The sequence below is a fragment of the Gallaecimonas mangrovi genome, from assembly GCF_003367375.1.
GTDB classification, from domain to species: Bacteria; Pseudomonadota; Gammaproteobacteria; order Enterobacterales; family Gallaecimonadaceae; genus Gallaecimonas; species Gallaecimonas mangrovi.
Genome location: NZ_CP031416.1, coordinates 1,329,757 through 1,348,938, shown reverse-complemented (window position 1 = coordinate 1,348,938; position 19,182 = coordinate 1,329,757). Strand labels below are relative to the sequence as shown.

General features: G+C 53.5%; 18 protein-coding genes. 4 read left to right on the top strand and 14 right to left on the bottom strand.

Going from position 1 to position 19,182, the window contains the following annotated elements; genetic code table 11:
* Positions 1–21: 21 nt before the first annotated feature.
* Complete coding sequence (gene acpA, locus DW350_RS06325) at positions 22–1,560, bottom strand: acid phosphatase (RefSeq protein WP_226911402.1); 1,539 nt, start codon at positions 1,558–1,560, stop codon at positions 22–24.
* Positions 1,561–1,707: 147 nt separating this feature from the next.
* On the opposite strand from acpA, the gene DW350_RS06320 reads away from it, so the two are divergent.
* A complete protein-coding gene (locus tag DW350_RS06320) occupies positions 1,708–2,919 on the top strand; it encodes a cytochrome-c peroxidase (RefSeq protein ID WP_115718063.1) in 1,212 nt (403 codons plus the stop codon).
* On the opposite strand, the gene DW350_RS06315 is transcribed toward DW350_RS06320, so the two are convergent.
* A complete protein-coding gene (locus DW350_RS06315) occupies positions 2,910–3,605 on the bottom strand; it encodes an alpha/beta fold hydrolase (protein WP_115718062.1) in 696 nt (231 codons plus the stop codon). The genes DW350_RS06320 and DW350_RS06315 overlap by 10 nt on opposite strands.
* A gap of 132 nt (positions 3,606–3,737) precedes the next feature.
* On the opposite strand from DW350_RS06315, the gene DW350_RS06310 reads away from it, so the two are divergent.
* Together DW350_RS06310 and DW350_RS06305 are read left to right on the top strand one after the other, a co-directional pair.
* A complete protein-coding gene (locus DW350_RS06310; protein WP_115718061.1) occupies positions 3,738–4,415 on the top strand; it encodes a response regulator in 678 nt (225 codons plus the stop codon).
* An 89-nt stretch (positions 4,416–4,504) separates the two neighbouring features.
* Positions 4,505–5,854 (top strand): ATP-binding protein, encoded by a 1,350-nt coding sequence (locus DW350_RS06305; RefSeq protein ID WP_115718060.1) that lies wholly within the window; start codon positions 4,505–4,507, stop codon positions 5,852–5,854.
* 176 nt (positions 5,855–6,030) lie between these two features.
* On the opposite strand, the gene DW350_RS06300 is transcribed toward DW350_RS06305, so the two are convergent.
* Positions 6,031–7,131 carry a lysophospholipid acyltransferase family protein gene (locus DW350_RS06300; protein ID WP_115718059.1) on the bottom strand — a complete coding sequence of 367 codons (1,101 nt, stop codon included), beginning with the start codon at positions 7,129–7,131 and terminating at the stop codon, positions 6,031–6,033.
* Positions 7,132–7,295: 164 nt separating this feature from the next.
* Between DW350_RS06300 and DW350_RS06295 the strand changes: the two genes are divergently transcribed.
* Positions 7,296–7,880, top strand: coding sequence for a hypothetical protein (locus DW350_RS06295; RefSeq protein WP_115718058.1), 585 nt, complete (start codon positions 7,296–7,298; stop codon positions 7,878–7,880).
* A 21-nt stretch (positions 7,881–7,901) separates the two neighbouring features.
* Here the strand turns inward: DW350_RS06295 and DW350_RS06290 are convergent, their stop codons facing one another.
* The 11 genes from DW350_RS06290 to DW350_RS06240 all read right to left on the bottom strand — a co-directional run bounded on the left by DW350_RS06290 (position 7,902) and on the right by DW350_RS06240 (position 19,177).
* Positions 7,902–9,206, bottom strand: a complete 1,305-nt coding sequence (locus tag DW350_RS06290; RefSeq protein ID WP_115718057.1) for an inosine/guanosine kinase — start codon at positions 9,204–9,206, stop codon at positions 7,902–7,904.
* Between the two features lie 143 nt (positions 9,207–9,349).
* The gene (gene hemH / locus DW350_RS06285) at positions 9,350–10,435 is read right to left on the bottom strand and encodes a ferrochelatase (RefSeq protein WP_115718056.1); all 1,086 of its coding nucleotides are present in this window, start codon (positions 10,433–10,435) and stop codon (positions 9,350–9,352) included.
* Positions 10,436–10,535: 100 nt separating this feature from the next.
* Positions 10,536–11,180: an adenylate kinase gene (adk, locus tag DW350_RS06280; protein ID WP_115718055.1), complete on the bottom strand. Its 645-nt coding sequence runs from the start codon at positions 11,178–11,180 to the stop codon at positions 10,536–10,538.
* Positions 11,181–11,389: 209 nt separating this feature from the next.
* Positions 11,390–13,240 carry a molecular chaperone HtpG gene (htpG, locus tag DW350_RS06275; RefSeq protein ID WP_115718054.1) on the bottom strand — a complete coding sequence of 617 codons (1,851 nt, stop codon included), beginning with the start codon at positions 13,238–13,240 and terminating at the stop codon, positions 11,390–11,392.
* A gap of 120 nt (positions 13,241–13,360) precedes the next feature.
* A complete protein-coding gene (recR, locus tag DW350_RS06270; RefSeq protein ID WP_115718053.1) occupies positions 13,361–13,960 on the bottom strand; it encodes a recombination mediator RecR in 600 nt (199 codons plus the stop codon).
* A gap of 3 nt (positions 13,961–13,963) precedes the next feature.
* Entirely contained in the window at positions 13,964–14,293 is a 330-nt protein-coding gene (locus DW350_RS06265; protein WP_115718052.1) for a YbaB/EbfC family nucleoid-associated protein, read from the bottom strand.
* Between the two features lie 9 nt (positions 14,294–14,302).
* The gene (gene dnaX / locus DW350_RS06260; protein ID WP_115718051.1) at positions 14,303–16,432 is read right to left on the bottom strand and encodes a DNA polymerase III subunit gamma/tau; all 2,130 of its coding nucleotides are present in this window, start codon (positions 16,430–16,432) and stop codon (positions 14,303–14,305) included.
* Between the two features lie 91 nt (positions 16,433–16,523).
* The gene (apt, locus tag DW350_RS06255; protein WP_115718050.1) at positions 16,524–17,075 is read right to left on the bottom strand and encodes an adenine phosphoribosyltransferase; all 552 of its coding nucleotides are present in this window, start codon (positions 17,073–17,075) and stop codon (positions 16,524–16,526) included.
* 78 nt (positions 17,076–17,153) lie between these two features.
* Positions 17,154–17,525, bottom strand: coding sequence for a YbaN family protein (locus DW350_RS06250; protein WP_115718049.1), 372 nt, complete (start codon positions 17,523–17,525; stop codon positions 17,154–17,156).
* Between the two features lie 87 nt (positions 17,526–17,612).
* Positions 17,613–18,347, bottom strand: a complete 735-nt coding sequence (locus DW350_RS06245; RefSeq protein WP_115718048.1) for an HvfC family RiPP maturation protein — start codon at positions 18,345–18,347, stop codon at positions 17,613–17,615.
* Complete coding sequence (locus tag DW350_RS06240) at positions 18,347–19,177, bottom strand: HvfB family MNIO-type RiPP peptide maturase (protein ID WP_115718047.1); 831 nt, start codon at positions 19,175–19,177, stop codon at positions 18,347–18,349. Before DW350_RS06240 ends, DW350_RS06245 begins: the two co-directional genes overlap by 1 nt.
* Positions 19,178–19,182 lie beyond the last annotated feature (5 nt).

Genomic DNA, 19,182 nt, shown 5'->3' with positions numbered 1-19,182 from the left:
CGAAGCGGGGTTTTTTATCACTCAGGATTTATCCGATAAATCCAAGGCGTGGGTTAGATCGCCCAGCGCCGGCGAGTTATTGGCTTTTAATGCCTCATCGCGGATCACCAGGCCTTTTAGCTCAGGCAACTGCCAGCGCTTGGTAATAAAGCGCAAGATAGAAGTGGTGTCGTAGAACTGATGGTCAACAAAACCGCGCTTGGCATAAGGGGACACAATGATAGCCGGAATACGGCTGCCAGGACCCCAGCGGTCACCTTTCGGCGGTGATACGTGGTCCCAATAACCGCCGTTTTCATCGTAGGTCACCACAATCAGCATGTGCTTCCACTGCGGACTTTGTTGCAGCTTATGAATGATGTCAGCAATGTGCTTGTCACCATCGTAAACGTTGGCATAACCGGAATGCTGGTTAAGATTGCCTTGCGGTTTATAGAAGCTGACCGCAGGCAGGTTGCCGGCTTTAATCGCTGCCAGGAAGTCTTTTTCGTCTTTTAAGTGTTCCTTGCGCTCTTCGGTGCCCGGCGCCATGTCTTTAAAGTAGTTAAAGGGCTGGTGATGGGCCTGGAAGTTCGGCTTCGGAAACTTGTAGATAAGAGAGCGGTCGGCCAACGCGGCATCCCAGGCCCCAGAATACCAGGCCCAGCTTACCTTACGGCTGTCGAGCATATCGCCGATATGCTTTTGGGTTTGCGGCGGCAGCGTGTGGGGATCGTTAGGATCGGCAAAGCGAGGATCACCGCCCGGCGCCGGAGCTACACCACTTGGCTGGTAAGGCGGCTGCATGGTGTTAACCGCGTAAAAATCCGGTGTCAGGGCGCCGTCGTTTACAAATTTCGGCGGCCCTTGCAGGTCGCTTTTTGGGCTGTTGGCGGCAATTTTTAAACTCACGCCGTCGGGATTTACCACGGCAATTTTGTCTTTGGCCGGGCTCTTGTCAGCATGCGGATAATAAGGCGAGCAGGCACAAACCAGGCGGATATGGTTAAAGAAGGAACCGCCAAAACCGCCCATAAAGAAGTTGTCGGCCAGGGTGTATTGCTTGGCAATTTGCCAAAGCGGCAATTTAGAGCCGTCGTAGTAGCCCATCACTAGGGCACCGGCATCAGAATACGCCACAAATTTGTCGTTGCGGCCGTCATCAATTTGCATCTGGTTTTGGTAGAAACGGTGCACCAAGTCACGGGTACGCACATTCACGCCCAAGTTGAAGCCGCCCGGATCGTTAATTTGAAACGGCACATTGGGTAGGCGCTCGGTCATTTCCTCGGTAATAACCGGCGTCACGCCTGGGCCAGTCAGGCCGCCCCAGGCCGGCGGTAAAAAGGCCGGTGCATGGCGCCCTGTCCTATCCAGCTGCTTGTAGTTCTCTTGTTTTAGGGAATTGGCGATGCCGTTGGCGCCGGGGAAAAGGCCGTAGAGGTTATCAAAGCTGCGGTTTTCACCAAAAATCACCACCACGTTATCAATCTTTGATAAGTCAGCGCTGGCTGGCGCGGTTGCCTTTTCCTGCCCACTGCAACCGGCCAATGCCAGGGTTGCGGCGACAAGACTTAACATCAGAGGCTTCATCATTGTCATCCTGTTAAACGCACAAAGTCCTATTGTGCCGCAAAACCGATAAAAAGGTCGCCTGTTGCGGCGTCTTAGGGTTGATGTAATACGACAAGCTGCAAAAATAGGCCCTCGATGTAGAGGGGGTTATCAATGCGTTGGGGATGGTTGCTGGTGTTATGGACACTGGCGCAGTGCGCCTGGGCAGAAACAGCAGCGCAAATACAGGCAATGCAGCGCCAAGCCATTGCCGAGCGCAAAGCACAGGTGCTGGCGATGCAAAAGCTCGGCTCGGCGCTCTTTCATGACCCCAGCCTTTCAGGGTCAAAAGCCATTAGCTGCAGTAGCTGCCACCAGCAGCGCCTTGCCTTTAGCTCGCCGGTCGCCTTAATGCCGGGCGGCAAAAAGCTGCAGCAAATCGGTGACCGCGCGGTACCTAGTCTCACCTACACCCAAAATATTCCCGCCTTTACCGAGCACTTTTTTGAAGATGACGGTAACGACAGCATCGACAACGGTGCCACCGGTGGCCTGACCTGGGACGGCCGGGTAGACCGCGCCAAAGACCAGGCACTTATTCCGCTGTTTGCTCACAACGAAATGGCAGCGGGCAATATTGATACCCTGGCCGCCGCCATTAAAGCGGCGCCCTACTGGCCGCAGTTTTTAGCCATTTTTAGCCAAACCCGGCTGGCCAGTAATAACGCTATTGTCAAAAGAGCCACCGAAAGCCTGGCGGCCTTTTTGCACAGCCCCATCTTTTACCCCTACAGCAGTAAATTTGACGCCGTAGAAGCCGGTAAAGCGCAATTTACCGCCCAGGAAAAACGCGGCTTGGCACTCTTTAACGACCCCAAGAAAGGTAACTGCGCCAGTTGCCATTTTTCCAGCCATGACGCCACCGGCGCGCCGCCCAAATTTACCGACTACGGCATGATTGCCTTGGGCCTGCCACGCAATATGGCCATTAGCAAAAACCAAAATCCAAACTATTACGACCTGGGCCTTTGCGGGCCGATGCGTAAAGACTTTACTCACCAAGCCCGTTATTGCGGTTTATTTCGCGCTCCCAGCCTTCGCAATGTGGCATTGCAAACGCATTTTTTTCATAACGGTGTCATTACCAATTTGCACGACGCCATCGCCTTTTATGCCACCCGCGACACAAACCCTGGCCGCTGGTATCCGAAAGGGCCGGACGGCAAGGTTGAAAAATTCAACGATCTGCCGAAAAAGTATTGGAAGAACATCAATATGGATCCGCCATTTGGCGGTAAGCCGGGGGACAAACCCGCCCTTAATGAGCAGGAGATCGAGGATATTGAAGCCTTCCTTGGCACCTTAACCGACGGCTATCAACCGTAGCGTTTTAAAAATTCCGCCATCAGCGGTAACACTTTTTCCGGCATCTGAATGGGGCCCATGTGCCCGGCTTCTACCTCAACGATTTCCGCTTGCGCTAAGCGGCGAGCCAACTCTCTGGCAACGGCTTTGGCCGGCTCCGGGGTAAATTTCCCGACCAGTAGCAGCAGCGGCGCCTTAATCAGCGCAGGGTCGCTTTGCTCGCCGGTCAGGGCTTCAAAATCTTGCATCACTTTCGGGGTTTGGCTAGCCAGTTTTTGCTGGCTTGACGCACTCATCGCTTCAAATGCGCCATCGCCACTCCAGTAGTTAACGAAAGCTCTGGCAGCACTGGCCGCATCCATTTCGGCCATGCGGTGCGACAAGGCTTCAGCCTGCTGGCGCTCAGGGCTATTTTTATCGAGCAGCCAGAAGGCAACCGGCTCATAAAGGCACAACGCTTTTATCTTTTGCGGATACTTTGCGGCAAGATGCAAGGCTGCTGCCGCGCCATAAGAATGTCCCACAAGCGTCATTTCATCATTAATTGTTATTCTTGCGCATTCAACGTCAAATGAGAATGGGCCAGTTGGTGCTACTGGTGCCTGGCCATAACCATAAAAATCGTGCAGTACACCAGGGAAGACCTGCTCCAGAGCCCGCCATTGACGGCTATCACTCATCGAACTGTGCAGATAAAGGCGAGTCATTGGCACTCCTTAGCAATTTTGAAAATGAATGAGAAAGCTGAACAAGCGCTGTCGCCGTTCAGGTTTAGAGATTGTCTTCGTTCAGCTTCCTACCTAACCTGATTTCAACGCTACATCAGGGAGAAAGGCCCCATGAAAGTTTTAGTTGTTGAGGATGATAACCTGCTGCGCCACCACTTGAAGGTGCAACTGTCTGAACGCGGTTTTGGTGTGCACGCTGCGCCTAATGGTGAAGAAGCCCGTTTCTTCGCTGAAGAGTACGAACTGGATGTTGCCATTATCGACTTGGGTCTGCCCGGCATGGACGGCATTACCCTTATTCGCACCTTCCGCGAAGAAGGCAAAACCTTCCCGATCATTATCCTAACCGCCCGTGGTAACTGGCAAGACAAGGTCGAAGGCCTGGATGCCGGTGCCGATGACTACTTGGTCAAACCCTTCCAGATGGAAGAGCTTATCGCCCGTTTGCAGGCGTTGTCTCGGCGTGCAGCCGGCTTTGCCAGCCCCACCATTGAAGCCGAACCCTTCAAGCTGGACTTGGCTAAAAAGCAGGCCTTCCGTGAGGAAGATCCGCTGACCTTGACCGCCTATGAATATAAACTGCTGGAATTTTTGATGCGCCATCATCAGGAAGTGGTCAGCAAGCAGCGTTTGGTGGAACAGCTTTATGATGACCATATCGAGCGCGACTCAAACGTGGTCGAAGTATTGATTGGCCGTCTGCGTAAAAAGCTCGATCCTGACAACGCCCTGTCGCCAATCGAAACCATTCGTGGCCAAGGCTATATGTTCCGGCTAACTTGCCAGTAAAAACCTGTACACTGTCAGCCAGATAGCCTCGGTATAGATAGATAAAAGGTATTCGCTACGTGCGTCCGCTTTCCCTCAAAGGTCGAGTGATGTTGGCCACCACAGTCTCTGTGGTGGTCTTTCTGGCCTTTGTGAGTTTTGCCATTATCAAGTCTTATCAAAGTGCAACCGAAGCCAATATTGAGCGCGGTTTGTCGCAAGACACCAATGAATTGATTGCACTTTTGGAAGACACCCAAGGCACCGGCTGGCTCCCTAATGAACTGGTTAACCCCAACTATAACCAGCCGTTATCGCCGTATATTGGCCTTATCTTTGATGAACACGGCAAGCTGATTTGGCAGTCGCTGTCGAGCTATCGCTACGACTTTAAAATGCACCCAGTGTTCTACAACCTCAACCGCAAGTTCTACCACAAGAAACTGCAGGGTGAAGGCTTCTTTATTTACGAATTTTCGGTACGCCAGCCCGTTGGCAACACCATCAAGGACTACACCTTGGTGACCATGTACCAAGACAAAATCTACCAAAGCAATGCCTCACGCTTTGCCACTATTGTGCTGCTGTGGATGACAGGTGGCCTGTTTTTAATGCTGCTGGTGATCACCTGGACACTGCGCTGGGGCTTTAAGCCGCTGCGGTTTTTGGCAGGCGAGCTGTCAGAAATGAAAAGCGGCGACAGAAGCCAGCTGTCGCACCATTACCCAATGGAAATTTCCCGCATCACCCGGCCCCTAAACGCGCTGTTGTACCGGGAGCGCGAGTCTCGTGAACGCCTGAAAAACACCATGGGCGACCTGGCGCATAGTTTGAAAACGCCGCTGGCTGCCATTCAGGCCTCGGCACAAAGTTTAGAAAGCCTGCCCGATGTCCCCAAAGATCCATTGGCCGATATTATCGAGCAAGCGCAGCGGATGAATACCACCATCACCTACCAGCTAAAAAGGGCGGTGGTCGGCCGCCAAGGCATAGCCCAAAGCCGTATCGACCCCAAACCCATGGCCGAAAAACTGTGCCGGGCGCTAACCAAGGTGTACGCCGCCAAAGATGTTGATGTGGAGCTGGATGCCGCCGATGACTGTTACTTTGACGGTGACGAAGGTGACCTGATGGAAGTCATGGGTAATCTGCTGGAAAACGCCTTCAGGCTTTGCGTGTGCCAGGTAAAAGTCACCTTGAGCCTGGAAGGTGAGAAAAAACAGCGCCAACACCTGCAGCTGCAAATTGATGACGATGGCCCGGGCGTGCCGGTCGACAAACGCGAAAGCATCTTACAGCGCGGCGTCAGGGCTGATTCGCGCAACCCCGGCCAAGGTATTGGCTTGGCGGTGGTGGCCGATATTGTCGCTTCCTACCATGGCCAACTGACCATTAGCCAGGCAGACGGCCTTGGCGGCGCGCGTTTTTATATCAGCTTGCCATTGGGTAGCAACTACTAAGGCGCGAACAAAGCAAGGATTGCCGAAAACGTGGCGACTGGCTGCCGGTTTGGCTTTACCCTAGCCAGCAACAGCCCTGGCATAGAGTAAAGCTTGGGGCCAGGTATTGATTGATGATGCCAAGCGTTGTGTGGCTGTCAGTCATCAATACCCGCTGCCACCCCAAAGGCGACTATTTAGCCGGTTTGCCGGGCGTTAATAACCGGCCTGGCGTAAGCGGCTTGCATCAAGGCTTTTTCGTCATCACTCATCCCTTGAGTACGGGCCTTAAACCAGCTTAAGTCGCCCTCGCCCGCTGCCGACAAATGGGTCGGGAACAGTTTGTAGTTGTGATGAATTTGCTGGTCGATAATGGCAGCAAGTTGGTCCGGCCCCTCAATACCTTCGCCGCTTACCGGTGTGCCAAAACCGACATGAATGCGCCCCTTGTGGCCGGTGAACCCCATCGCCATGGCTTGTAAATCTTCATAAGGCTGTTTCTCATAGCAGCCAGTACGAGCAAGGGTGGCCAACTCTTTGGCTTTTAAGCGATCGCAGGGGTCAAATTCATAACTGATGGCCACCGGCACTATGTTGAGCCGCTCGACCATTTCTGCAAAGCTGCGCTGCTTGCGGTGGCTTAAATAAAACATTTTTAACAGCGCCGGATCGGTTTGGTCATTTCCGTCTTTAGCGCGGCCTTCACGCTGGGCTATCCAAACGCTATGGCCGGTTTGAATACTGCTATCAAGATAAGACGACAGCACCGTCATCGCCGCCGCAAGCTCACGCACGCCTTTGGCTGAGCGCTTAACGATAAAGCTCTTATTAAGCCGCATCAGGTCATTAACGTAGGGCTTTTTCAATAAGTTATCGCCAATACCAATGCGGGCGGTTTGCATGCCCACCTGGTGGCATACCCAGTTAACCAGCGCCGGATCAAGAGCAATGTCGCGGTGATTGGAGACAAACAAATACGGCTTATCCTTGGCAAGGCCGTCCACCCCCGACCAGCTCACGCCGTCGGCTGTTTTCGCTAAGTCTTTTGATAGAAAGTCGCGGATCTGAATTTGAAAACCCGCCACGTCCTTAATGCCGCCCAAACGCTGGGTAAGCTGTTTTTGGACAATTCGCCGGGTGAAAAAAGGCAGCCATTTATCTAAACGGGGAAATTCGTAACGGCTAATAAGCTCGATAAATTCCTGGTTACTGCAAAGACCGGCCAGTACCGCTGGCACGTCATCATCCTGATAGGGGCGGATCTCCTCGAAAGGGTCGGCACCGTTGTTGTTATTCATGAAAGCGTTTAAATACCTATGCTTGTTGAGGGACCTATCTTAGCGCGCTTGGCGCTAAGTATCGAAACCCTTTGAAAATTAGCATTGAAGTTGACACTTTTGCCGCAACCTATCACTTTAGTGCCCTCTCCATTATTGATGTTTAAAAAGGAAGGGACTCTGTCATGTCACTGCGACGAATTGGCGGCGCCGCTATTATTGTTGGCCTTGCGGCCACCACCTATTTTTCAACGCCACAAGTGCTTAACTTCAAACCCGACGCCATTACCAATGTACCGGCCTTGTTTGGCTATCTGGTGCTTATCTCATTGTTGGTGGAAAGAGCCACCGAGATCTTTTTATCTACCTGGCGAAGTAGCGGCGCGGATAAGCTCGATCTTGAGCTGCGCCAGCGCCAAGAGGCATTAAAAGCCGCCCAGGGCAATAGCATCGAGCCCCAGCAAAAAGCCCTGGCAGAGCTGCAGCACCAACGCACTTTGTACCGGGCACAGTCCAGGCAAATGGCACAATGGATTGGCCTGACCATTGGCACCCTAGTGTCACTGGTGGGGGTGCGTATTTTAGGCAGCTTGGTCGAAGCCATGCCCAGCCAACCCTGGCAACATCACCTTTTTGTGACCTTGGACGTGCTCTTAAGCGGCACCGTCTTGGCTGGCGGCTCCGATGCGGTCAATAAAATCATGAAGCTCTACACCAGCGCCATGGAAACCACTGCCCAGCGCATGCAAAACGCCAGCAACGAAAAGTAAAAACGCGCCCAAGGGCGCGTTTTATCTATCCCAGTAAGCTTCTTCCAGGCTGTCTTCGCGCTCTGGCAGGCCTTTTGACAGCCTTGGTGAATGTTGCACCAAAACCTCGTAACTGACCCGGTTGGCGTATTTACTGATCTGCGACAGCGATGAATATGCCAGGTACTTGACCATGTGCTTCGAGCTACCCGGCACATTAAGGCGATGATAATCATTGGCGGCCATATCATGTAATAGCGCCGCCAGGGCGCCATCACCGGCACCATTGGTGTTTTTGATGCTGTCGGGGCCGCCCATATAAGGCGAGATGTGGGTATAGACCTTAAGCGGCGTTTCACAGTCACCCTTGGCCATCGGCCGCGAAAACTCATAACGGTTAAATTCGGCAAGGGCGCCCGGCAACAGCTGGCGATTGGTTTCCCGCTTTTGCTCTTCATCGACATAAGAGGCCAAATAAAGGCCTAGAGGGCCGGCGGTGCACAGCACCATATCGGTCCAGTCCAGTACCTTTTCACAGGCCAGCAACGGATCGGCTTCACCCGTTAGGGCTTGGGCTTCGTCTTCATTCATGGCGACCACGGTCACATTGTCGCGAATAAAATCGCGCCACCAGTCTTTGCGGTCTTCAACAATGAACTTGGTACCCATGGTCAACACCACCGGTACACCAGCGCTCTTGGCCCAAGCCACCGCTTGCAAGGTGGTGGCCTTCATTGGTTCGTGGTCTTCACAACGCACCAAATAGGCGGAAATCACCAACGCCGAACCGGTTTGCACCATGGTTTGGTCAAGGTAGTGGCTTTCTAAAAGATCCATAACCCCTTTGTTGATGGCAAAGCTGCGCTCGCCATCGGGGGCTATCAGGGTAATGCATTGGCCAATAGAGCCGGTGGCCGGTTGCAGAAAGTTAAGGTCAACCTTCGATGAGGTGTTGCACAGGTAGCGGTAGGAAGAGCTGCCCACCCGAATGGACTCGTTCATTACCCCAAATAGCACCGAGCGGTCGTCAGACAGCACCGAATAGTTGTGCAGCGTGTTACCGATAGTGCCGCCAGCAAATTCCGACACAATGAGGTTTTGCTCGGTCAGCTCCTGATAAATAGCAGCGGCTTTAGCCGGGTCAATTAACATCGAATGGCCTTTGGAAAGTTGGTATTTCTCCAAAAAGCTGTCGGGGACATGGGCTTCGATATCAACCATCACCTGATCGATGCCACAAATATGGCTGGCAATGGGTTTATTCAGGGGCGACAACTCGCTGAGCAGCGGATCGCGGCTTTCAACCGGGAAAAAATGCTTACTCTTGCGCTGACCGGGGAATTTCATCTGACCTACTCAAGGAACCCTTTGAGGGCGGCGATAGTAGCAGAAGCTGAACGACAACTCACCGCTCTGTTTTTGGGAAAACGATTTCTATCAAAAACAGCACAAAAAGCCGGGCCGCCAAAGGCGACCGGCCTTGCAATTTATCAGCGTTTGGCGCCTAAGGCTTTGGCTAACGCCGCTTGCGGTTGATGGTTTTCCAGCGGTGCTGCCAGCCAATCGCTCATGTTCTGGCAGATAAGCTGGTAGAGGGCGTCAATATGGCCGCTGCTGGCGTTTAGCGCCGGGATGTACTCGTAGCGCTCGCCGCCGCCTTCTAAGAAATAGCCGCGGTTTTCAACACCAATTTCTTCAATGGTTTCCAAGCAATCGGCTGAAAAACCCGGGCAAACCACTTGCACCGATTTAACCCCGTCTTTTGCCAGCTTTTTGAGGGTGGCATCGGTATAGGGTTTGAGCCATTCAGCCTTACCAAAGCGCGACTGAAAGGTGGTAAGAAGCTGCTTTTCATCCAAGCCAAGGCGCTCGCGCAGCAACCTTGCCGTTTTCTGGCATTCGCAGAAATAGGGGTCGCCAAGCTTGAGGTTGCGCTTGGGAATGCCATGGAAAGACAGCAGTAACTTCTCGGCGCGGCCATGTTCGGCCCAATGTGCTTCAATGCTGTTGGCAACCGCTTCAATGTAAGGGCCAAAGTCATGGTAATGACTGATAAACCGCAGCTGCGGCAACCAGCGGCGGCGGCGCAGGTCATCACTTAACTTGTCCAGGGTCGAGGCACTGGTGCTGGCGCAATATTGCGGATACAGCGGCAACACCACCAGCCGGTCTACCCCTTTGTCCATTAATTGCTGTACACCGTCGTTAATAGAGGGCTTGCCATAACGCATGGCAAAGGCCACTTCGACCTTATCGCCGTGTTCGCTATTAAAACGTTCGGCAAGGGCTTTGGCCTGATCTTCGGTGTGATACAACAACGGCGAGCCGCGCTCGGTCCAAACGCTTTGGTAGGCGTGGGCCGACTTTTCCGGACGGGTGTTAAGAATGATGCCGTTAAGAATGAGCCACCAAATCGGCTTGGGAATTTCCACCACACGCGGATCGGATAAAAACTCTTTTAAATAGCGGCGCAGTGCCTTTTTGGTTGGCGCATCGGGGGTGCCAAGGTTGGTCACCAACACCCCAATTTTTTGGGGCTGACCATGGGTAAACTGGGGGCTGCCTTTGTAGGCCATGTCGCATCCTCTTCATCATTCTGGCTGAGGTTATACGGCCAAAAAATCGAATTACGTCATTAGGATACGAAAAAAAAGCCCCTTATCGGGGCCTTTTTTCTCAATCAAGCTGTTCGGAAAGCTGTTTGCTTACCGCTTCAACCGCTTGCGTACCGTCGATTTTCAGATACTTAACCGCGCCTTGTTTGGCTTCGGCTTGGTAGTAACCGATCAAAGGTTCGGTTTGCTCGTGGTAAACCGCCAGGCGTTTACGCACGGTTTCTTCTTTGTCGTCATCACGGATGATAAGCGGCTCGCCGGTTTCATCGTCTTTACCTTCCACCTTCGGCGGATTGTAAGTCACGTGATAAACGCGGCCAGAGGCGGAATGGACGCGGCGGCCTGCCATACGCTCAACAATGATTTGGTCAGGCACATCAAACTCGATAACCACATCAATGGCCACGCCATTGTCTTTCATGGCATCGGCTTGCGGAATGGTGCGCGGGAAACCGTCCAGCAGGAAACCGTTTTTACAGTCGTCCTGGGCAATACGCTCTTTTACCAGGCCGATAATGATGTCGTCAGAAACCAACTGACCGGCATCCATCACTTTTTTGGCTTCCAGGCCCAGCGGGGTGCCAGCGGCAATAGCGCCGCGCAGCATGTCGCCGGTAGAGATCTGAGGAATACCGAATTTTTTCATCAGGAACTGGGCCTGAGTGCCCTTCCCTGCGCCAGGGGCGCCTAACAGGATAATGCGCATGTATGGCTCTCTTATTTAATGATAAAGCGGACGCGACAGGGTTAGCTTGTGGCTAAAGGTCGCTGCATAAGTTCTTTAAAGGTGTTCCATTTCAAACCTTTAAAGGAAATCGCGCCGAAAAGTGTGCTGTTCTTGCCCGATAGGGTACACAGCCAAAGCCATGAAGGAAAGAACAAGGGCAGCATTCGCTGCCCTTCACTCTGTACAGCTTAGACGCCTTGTAGCATCAACTTATTAAGCCGCTTCACAAAACCGGAAGGATCTTCCAGGCTGCCCCGTTCGGCGAGCAAGGCTTGCTCGAACAATAACGCCACTGTGTCATCAAAGGCTTCGCCTTCACGGCCATCCAAGGATTTGACCACCGGGTGTTCGGGGTTTAATTCAAAAATGTAAGTGACCTCAGGTGCGGCCTGGCCAACAGAGGCCAGCAGTTTTGCCATTTGGCTGGACATGCCGTTCTCGTCGGTTACCACACAGGCTGGCGAATCGGTCAGGCGGTGGGTAAAACGCACCTCGGTGACCTTGTCAGCCAGGCTTTCTTTAACCCGGCCCAGCACACCTTCAATGGCTTTTTCGGCCGCTTTTTCTTCGTCGCTGGCTTCAATATCAAGCTCACCACGGGTGACAGAAGCAAAGGCTTTGCCTTTGTACTCGCTGAGATGGCTCATCATCCAGTCGTCGATGCGCTCACTCAGCAGCAGTACCTCAAAGCCTTTTTTACGCAGGACTTCCAGGTGTGGGCTAAAACGCGCGGCGTTAAAGCTGTCGGCCACCACGTAGTAAATTTTGTCTTGGCCCTCTGGCATGCGTTCGAGGTACTCATCCAGGCTCACCAGATGCTCGGTGTCATCAAAGTGAGTGGAATAGAAACGCAGCAACCCGGCTACCGCTTCGCGGTTAGCAAAGTCTTCGGCCGGCCCTTCTTTAAGCACGGTACCGAAGTTCTTCCAAAACTCGTTGTATTCTTCCGGCTTGTCTTTAGCCAGCTTTTCCAGCATCGACAAAATGCGCTTGGTAATGGCGCCTTTCATCGACTGAGTCAGTTTGGAGTCTTGCAAAATTTCGCGGCTAACGTTGAGCGGCAAGTCGGCAGAATCCACTAACCCTTTGATAAAACGCAGGTACTGCGGCAAGAAAACTTCGGCGTCGTCCATGATGAAAACACGTTTCACATACAGCTTAAGGCCGTGCTGACGCTCGCGCTGGTACAGATCCCAAGGCGCTTTTTTCGGCACGTACAACAAAGAGGTGTATTCGTGCTTACCTTCCACCTTGTTGTGGCTCCAGGTCAGCGGCTCGCCAAAGTCATGGGATATATGCTGATAAAAGCTCACGTATTCTTCGTGGCTGACCTCGCTCTTGGCTTTGGTCCACAGCGCCGTGCCTTGGTTAACGGCTTCAAAACCGCCCTCTTCCCCTTCTTCCTTGCCGGGCTTGTAAAGCTCTACCGGCACACCGATATGGTCGGAATAGGTGTGGATGACTTCTTCTAACTTAGAGGTTTCTAAGAAGTCTTTATCGTCTTCTTTAAGGTGCAGGATGATGTCGGTACCACGACTGGTTTTGTCGCTGGCGCCGGTTTCAAAAGTGCCTTCACCTTTGGAGCGCCACATGACACCGGCTTTTTCACCGGCGGCGCGGCTGTGCACTTCCACTTCGTCGGCAACGATAAAGGCGGAGTAGAAACCCACCCCAAATTGGCCAATCAGCTGGGAGTCTTTAGCGGCATCACCCGAGAGATTTTGGAAGAAGGCCTTGGTGCCCGATTTGGCAATGGTGCCAAGGTGCTCAACGATCTCGCTTTCGGTCATGCCGATACCGTTATCGCTGATGGTCAAGGTGCCTTTATCTTTGTCAGCACGGATGCGCACTTTCAGGTCGCCGTCACCTTCGTAAAGGTCGGCGTTTTCCAGGGCTTTAAAACGCAGCTTGTCCGCCGCGTCGGCGGCATTGGAAATCAATTCGCGCAGAAAAATATCTCTGTTGGAATACAGAGAATGGATCATCAATTGCAGCAGTTGCTGTACTTCGGTTTGAAAACCATGGGTTTGGGTGGTCATGGTTCCACATTCCTCTTGTCTGACTCGCTGGGAAGAAAAATGGGGCCGAAGGCAGGGTTTTCAAGAGCTGATTAACAAAAAACCCCACCATTGTGGGGTTTTTCATCAGTTACCAGTGACTTACAGCGGTTGGCGGCCACTAAAGGAATGCGAAAGCGTCGTGCCATCAACAAATTCCAGGTCGCCACCCACCGGCACCCCGTGGGCAATGCGGCTGACCTTAATTTGCTGTTGGCGCGCCATCTGCGCCACGTAATGCGCGGTAGCATCACCTTCGACGGTGGGGTTGGTGGCAAGAATGACTTCGTTCCAGGCTTCACGCTTTAACAAGGCATCCAGCTTATCAAGCTCCAGCTCTGCCGGGCCTATGCCATCCAATGGGGAAAGGTGTCCCATCAGCACAAAATAGCGCCCGGAAAAAAGCCCGGTTTGCTCAATCGCCATCACATCGCCAGGGGTTTCCACCACACACAGTTGCCCAGATTCCAACCGCCGTGGATTGGCGCAAATGCCGCATTTGTTCTCTTCGGTAAAGGTGCGGCAATCGCTACAATGCTGAATACCTTCCATGGCAGCTTGCAAGGCGCCAGCCAACTTCAGGCCACCTTCACGGTCCCTTTCCAGAAGATGAAAGGCCATACGGGTAGCCGATTTGCCGCCAACACCGGGCAGACAACGCAGAGCCTGAATAAGCTCACGCAGCAGCGGGCTAAATTCCATTGCTTAGAACGGGAACTGCATGCCGCCAGGCAGTTTCATACCGCCGGTCACCGCTGACATCCGCGCTTTGGATTCTTCTTCCACGCGGCGTACTGCGTCGTTGGTCGCCGCAGCAATCAAGTCTTCGAGCATGTCTTTGTCGTCTTCCATCAGGCTCGGGTCGATTTCAACGCGGCGAACATTGTGATTACCCAGCATCACCACTTTCACCAGGCCAGCGCCGGCTTCACCGGTCACTTCCAGGGTGGCTATTTCAGCCTGAGCTTTCTGCATTTTCTCTTGCATTTGCTGGGCTTGCTTCATGATGTTGCCCATTCCGCCTTTACCAAACATTGTCTTTCCTCACATGATTGGGCGAATTGAATCCGCCACCAGTTCTGCATCAAACAGGGAAACAAAGGCGTTTACCCTAGGATCTTGGTTTAGCACCTGCTCGGCATACGCCTGGCAGGCCTGTGTAATTCGATTGGCGATTGCCAACGGGTTTTCTCGCCCCTTGGGCGCGGCTTGCACCTGCACCACCAGATTGCCCGAGAAGATACCCTGTTGCATCAGCGCTTGCAGCAAGTCAGGGAGATTTCGCTCCAGGTGCCGCTGCGCCGGGTCAAGCAATAAGGTCCAGTTGCCGTCAGTTTGACTGAGCACGGAATTAAGTGCCAGTTGCCGCACAAAACCGCCGATATCTAATCGCTCGCAGCACTCAAACCAAAAGCGGTCATCTTCGCGGGCTTCATTGAGCGCCAGCATAACACCAGGATACGGCTCGCCAGTGTGCTTGGCGGGCGGCGCTGGAGCCGCTGCTGGTGTTTCGGCTGCAGGCGCGGCCTCAGCGGCCGGTTCAATAAACTGCTGCTCGGCCCAAGCGGCATCTAGCGCTTGCGGCGCTGGCTCGTCATCATCGTTATCGAGCCAAGGCGGCGCCTCGTCTGACTGCGGGGGTTGTTCCTGCGTGGTGGCATGCTGAGGTTTTGGTTGTGCAGGCTGGGGTTGGGCCCGCACCTGGGCCTCAGGCTTTTTTGGGTCCGTCTCCTCCTGCTCTTGCTGCTTTGCCTTTACGGCTTGTCTGGCAGCGAGCAAGGCGCTGGTGGGGTTGGCCGGGCGAGATGGCGGCGTGGCCGCAGGCGCAACTTCGGCCGGCGCGGGCAACGAAGGTTCAGCAGGGTTTGCGGCATTAGGGTTAAAACCCTGGGCCTGGGCCATGTCCAGCAAATGCGCTTGCTGGGCGTCAAGGTCGGCCTGGCTTGCCACTGGCGGCGCTGTCATGGCAGGCCTCGGTGGCGCCGCTTGAGAAAGTTCAGGCTTTGCTGGTGGCGCGGCACTGGCCGCTGAACTAACCGCAGCCGACGCGCTAGCTTCGGTTTTCGCTAGCGGCCGCGCCGCCGGTTTAGCGGGCATTTGGCCTGAATTATCAATATCAAAAGCGAGCATCCGCAATAGCGTCATTTCCAGCGCCATACGCGGATCGGGGCAATACGGCAGGTCGCGGCGGCCGTGCAGCACCATTTGATAGAAAAGCTGCAGTTGCTGCGCACTTAACTGCAGTGCCAACTGCTCAGCTGCCGGTTCCTGAGAGCCAGGCAACTGCTGGGCAATAGCGGCTTGGTGCAGCAGCGTCAGAATATCGCCCAGTAGCGCCTGGTAATCTGGCGACATCATTGCCACTTGTTCAATGGCGGCCAGTAAACCGGCGGCATCCGCTGTTACCACCTGATGCATCAACTGCTGGGCATGGTGATTGTCGAGCGTGCCCAGCATCGACTGCACGTTGTCTAACAGTACCTTGCCGTCGCCGTGAGCAATGGCTTGGTCGGTGAGGCTAAGCGCATCTCGCATGGAGCCATTAGCGGCCTTGGCCAGCAGTTTCAGTGCGGCTTCGTCAAAGCTCAGTTGCTCTTCGCCCAGTACATAAGCCAAGTGGCCGGATATCAGCTCCGGGCTCAGGCTTTTTAAATTAAATTGCAGGCAGCGCGATAAAATAGTGACCGGTAGCTTTTGCGGATCGGTAGTCGCTAGCAGGAATTTAACGTGCTCGGGCGGCTCTTCTAAGGTTTTCAGCAAGGCATTAAACGAGTGGCGCGACAGCATGTGCACTTCGTCAATCAGATAAACCTTAAAGCGGCCACGGCTGGGCCGGTATTGCACGTTATCAAGAATTTCGCGGGTGTCTTCAACCTTGGTGCGAGAAGCAGCATCCACTTCGATAAGGTCAACAAAATTGCCCCGTTCAATTTCCAAACAGGTACTGCATTTGCCGCAAGGCGTGGGGGTAATGCCGGTTTCGCAGTTCAGGCTTTTGGCAAAGATCCGCGCCAGGGTGGTTTTACCCACGCCACGGGTGCCGGTGAAAAGGTAGGCATGGTGCAGGCGATTATGCGCAAGGGCATTGTTCAGTGCCCTGACTACGTGTTCCTGCCCAACCAGGGCAGAAAAGTTCTGGGGTCGCCACTTACGGGCCAGTACCTGATATGCCATGCAATCGTCGTTATCGGCGTTAATGGAACCATGCTACCACAGCAAAAGGAGCGGCTGGCAGCGGATTAACCCCCAGCCGCTCGATTTGCGATCAGTGGCCGTCGAATTGCACTAAGTCGAAGATCTCAATGCCCTGTTTTTCTAGGCGCTCAATGCCGCCAAGCTCAGGCAACGACACGATAAAAGCCGCATCTTTGGCTTCACCGCCCAGCTCACGAACCAATTTCGCGGTGGCTTCGATGGTGCCGCCGGTGGCCAAAAGGTCATCAACCAGCAGTACTTTGTCGCCGGGTTCAATGGCATCGGTGTGAATTTCAAGCATGTCTTGGCCGTACTCAAGCTCGTAAGTTTGGCTCAAGGTCTGGCGGGGCAGCTTGCCGGGCTTACGTACCGGTACAAAACCCACGCCCAGCGCCAGCGCCAGCGGCGCCCCAAAAATAAAGCCACGGGCTTCGGCGCCCACCACTTTATTAAAGCCACGGCTTTCATAGTGCTCTGCCAGCATAGTAATGGTTTCCGCAAAAGCGCGGGGGTCAAGCATCAAGCTGGTGACATCGCGGAACAGGATCCCTGGCTTGGGGTAGTCGGGGATGCTTTTGATGGCGTCTTTGATGACCGCCAGACTCTCTTGTTTCATGCTCATTTCTTATGCAACAGCGTTGACCAAAGGTGAAAAGGGTAAGGACTTTTCCAGCGTCTGGCAATCAACAGCGCAGCAAAGTCACTGCTCATCCTCAATAACAGGCAACCGGTACAGGTAAATCAATACCGACACCATGATCGCCACCAGCATCACTTTCAGCCAGATTTTTGGCACGATCATCAAGGAGATAGAAAAGGTGATAAGCATCATAACTACCGCCCGGCGACGATAACGACGGCGCAGGCCTTTTTGACGTTCCCAGTCTTGTACCATCTGGCCAAAATAGCGGTTGTTGCGTAGCCATTGGTGGCAACGGGGCGAGCCTTTGGCAAAACACCATGCCGCCAACAATATGAAGGGGGTTGTTGGCAGCACCGGCAAGGCAACACCCAGCACGCCCAAGGCAATGGCCAACCAACCCATGGTGAGATAGAGGTATCGAACCGCCATCGACGCTCCAAATTTACAAAAAATCAAACAGGCTCCAGGCCTGCATACGGCTGTTAAAGTGTAACGAAAGGCCAGCAGCCATTCAATTTAACAAGCAAATAACACCTTTTTTTTTGCCAACTCAGCCAACGAATCAAGCAGATACGCCATTAGCTGCTCTGGTGGTTGTGCCAAGGAGTGCGCCAGTGCGCCCACAAGTTTGGCCGGTGTGATACCGGGCCCGGCTTCAATCAGCGCCAATATGCTGGCCAAGGCCGGGTTTAGCCGCGCAAAACACACCTTTTCACTCGCATCCCGGTGCACCAGTAATAGCAATGGCTCTGTTAGTGGTGCTTGGGGTTGGTATTGGCGGCTAATGTCTTGCACCGGCCAATGATAAGCCGCAACAGCGGCAGCGTTAGAAAACCGAAGCGGCGTGTCAGCGGTAATGACCTTTAGCGCTTTGCCATTTTCAATCGCCCGGTCACAGGCAAGCTCCAGCCATTCGTAGTGGGCCAGTTCACGAATAAAGGGCGCCTCTTCGGCAAAAGCACTAAAAGCCGGGCTCTCTAAGTAATCTAAAAAAGCGTCGCTTATCTCTAAAAATAAGGGGGATTGGCAGTCATGGTCAGCGTAGAAACGGCGTACCCGTTTTAGCCAAAGCGGCTGCGGATAGAGGCTTTTTAAAACCGGAAATGCCGAGGCGAGAAAGCCTTCAATGTTGTTAAAAAAAAGCTCACGGTAAACCGCCATTCGCTGAGGTGGTACATCCGCTGGCGGCGGGTTGCGGGCCGGGTCGCGGATGTGCGCCATAAAGCGCTGTTGCTGCTCAAATAGCGCCATCAGGCCACCTCTTTCGCCACTGCATTTTGCAGCCTGTGGATAGTACTGACTTCGCCTATAAGTACGGTCAGTGAAGGAATATTAAAGTCCCGCTCCAGCAAGGTGGGGTAAATACCGTGCAGGCGATAGGCAAGCTGCTGTAGCGCCCATACCGGCTCGATAACGTCACTGCCGTGGGTATCAATGAGTACATCGGCTTGCTGCTGACTGTGGCCAGCGATATGGCCGTAGGCAATACGCTGGCTGGGCAGAGCACGCAAAAAAGCGGCAGCGTCATAACCGTGGTTGCAGGCGTTAACAAAGATGTTGTTAACATCGAGCAGAAGTTGGCAGTCACTCTCAGCAAGCACCGCATTAATAAAGTCAATTTCCGGCATTTGCTGACCGGGCGCCGCGTAATAAGAGACGTTTTCTAGCACCAAAGGCCGCTCAAGGAAGTCCTGCACTTGCCGAACCCTTGAGGCAACATAATGAATGGCTTCTTCGGTAAAGGGTATTGGCATCAAGTCATAGAGGTGACCGTGGCCAGCACAATAAGACAAATGTTCAGAATAAATGGCAACCTTGTGCTGCTCTAAAAAGCTTTTGATGCGTTTTAGAAAAGACCAGTCCAGTGGTGCCGGGCCCCCAATGGAAAGCGATAAACCGTGGCAAACAAAAGGGTGTTGTTCGCTAAGGGCGCTGAGTTGGCGCTGGTATTTGCCCCCCAGATGTAGCCAGTTTTCCGGCGCAATTTCTAAAAAGCGCACCGGCTCTGGCAGCCCGTTGGCAAGGTCGTTGATAAAGCTGCGCCTAAGCCCAAGGCCGGCGCCCTCAATGGCGGTATGCATAGCCA

Bases quoted from the DNA above. Each gene is read 5' to 3' on its own strand.
- DW350_RS06250 (WP_115718049.1), bottom strand. From the start codon at position 17,525: ATGGCGGTTCGATACCTCTATCTCACCATGGGTTGGTTGGCCATTGCC.
- hemH (WP_115718056.1), bottom strand. From the start codon at position 10,435: ATGGCCTACAAAGGCAGCCCCCAGTTTACCCATGGTCAGCCCCAAAAA.
- acpA (WP_226911402.1), bottom strand. From the start codon at position 1,560: ATGTTAAGTCTTGTCGCCGCAACCCTGGCATTGGCCGGTTGCAGTGGG.
- dnaX (WP_115718051.1), bottom strand. From the start codon at position 16,432: ATGGCATATCAGGTACTGGCCCGTAAGTGGCGACCCCAGAACTTTTCT.
- DW350_RS06240 (WP_115718047.1), bottom strand. From the start codon at position 19,177: ATGCATACCGCCATTGAGGGCGCCGGCCTTGGGCTTAGGCGCAGCTTT.
- DW350_RS06295 (WP_115718058.1), top strand. From the start codon at position 7,296: ATGTCACTGCGACGAATTGGCGGCGCCGCTATTATTGTTGGCCTTGCG.
- DW350_RS06315 (WP_115718062.1), bottom strand. From the start codon at position 3,605: ATGACTCGCCTTTATCTGCACAGTTCGATGAGTGATAGCCGTCAATGG.
- DW350_RS06320 (WP_115718063.1), top strand. From the start codon at position 1,708: ATGCGTTGGGGATGGTTGCTGGTGTTATGGACACTGGCGCAGTGCGCC.
- DW350_RS06265 (WP_115718052.1), bottom strand. From the start codon at position 14,293: ATGTTTGGTAAAGGCGGAATGGGCAACATCATGAAGCAAGCCCAGCAA.
- recR (WP_115718053.1), bottom strand. From the start codon at position 13,960: ATGGAATTTAGCCCGCTGCTGCGTGAGCTTATTCAGGCTCTGCGTTGT.
- DW350_RS06310 (WP_115718061.1), top strand. From the start codon at position 3,738: ATGAAAGTTTTAGTTGTTGAGGATGATAACCTGCTGCGCCACCACTTG.
- DW350_RS06245 (WP_115718048.1), bottom strand. From the start codon at position 18,347: ATGGCGCTATTTGAGCAGCAACAGCGCTTTATGGCGCACATCCGCGAC.
- DW350_RS06290 (WP_115718057.1), bottom strand. From the start codon at position 9,206: ATGAAATTCCCCGGTCAGCGCAAGAGTAAGCATTTTTTCCCGGTTGAA.
- htpG (WP_115718054.1), bottom strand. From the start codon at position 13,240: ATGACCACCCAAACCCATGGTTTTCAAACCGAAGTACAGCAACTGCTG.
- DW350_RS06305 (WP_115718060.1), top strand. From the start codon at position 4,505: ATGTTGGCCACCACAGTCTCTGTGGTGGTCTTTCTGGCCTTTGTGAGT.
- adk (WP_115718055.1), bottom strand. From the start codon at position 11,180: ATGCGCATTATCCTGTTAGGCGCCCCTGGCGCAGGGAAGGGCACTCAG.
- DW350_RS06300 (WP_115718059.1), bottom strand. From the start codon at position 7,131: ATGAATAACAACAACGGTGCCGACCCTTTCGAGGAGATCCGCCCCTAT.
- apt (WP_115718050.1), bottom strand. From the start codon at position 17,075: ATGAGCATGAAACAAGAGAGTCTGGCGGTCATCAAAGACGCCATCAAA.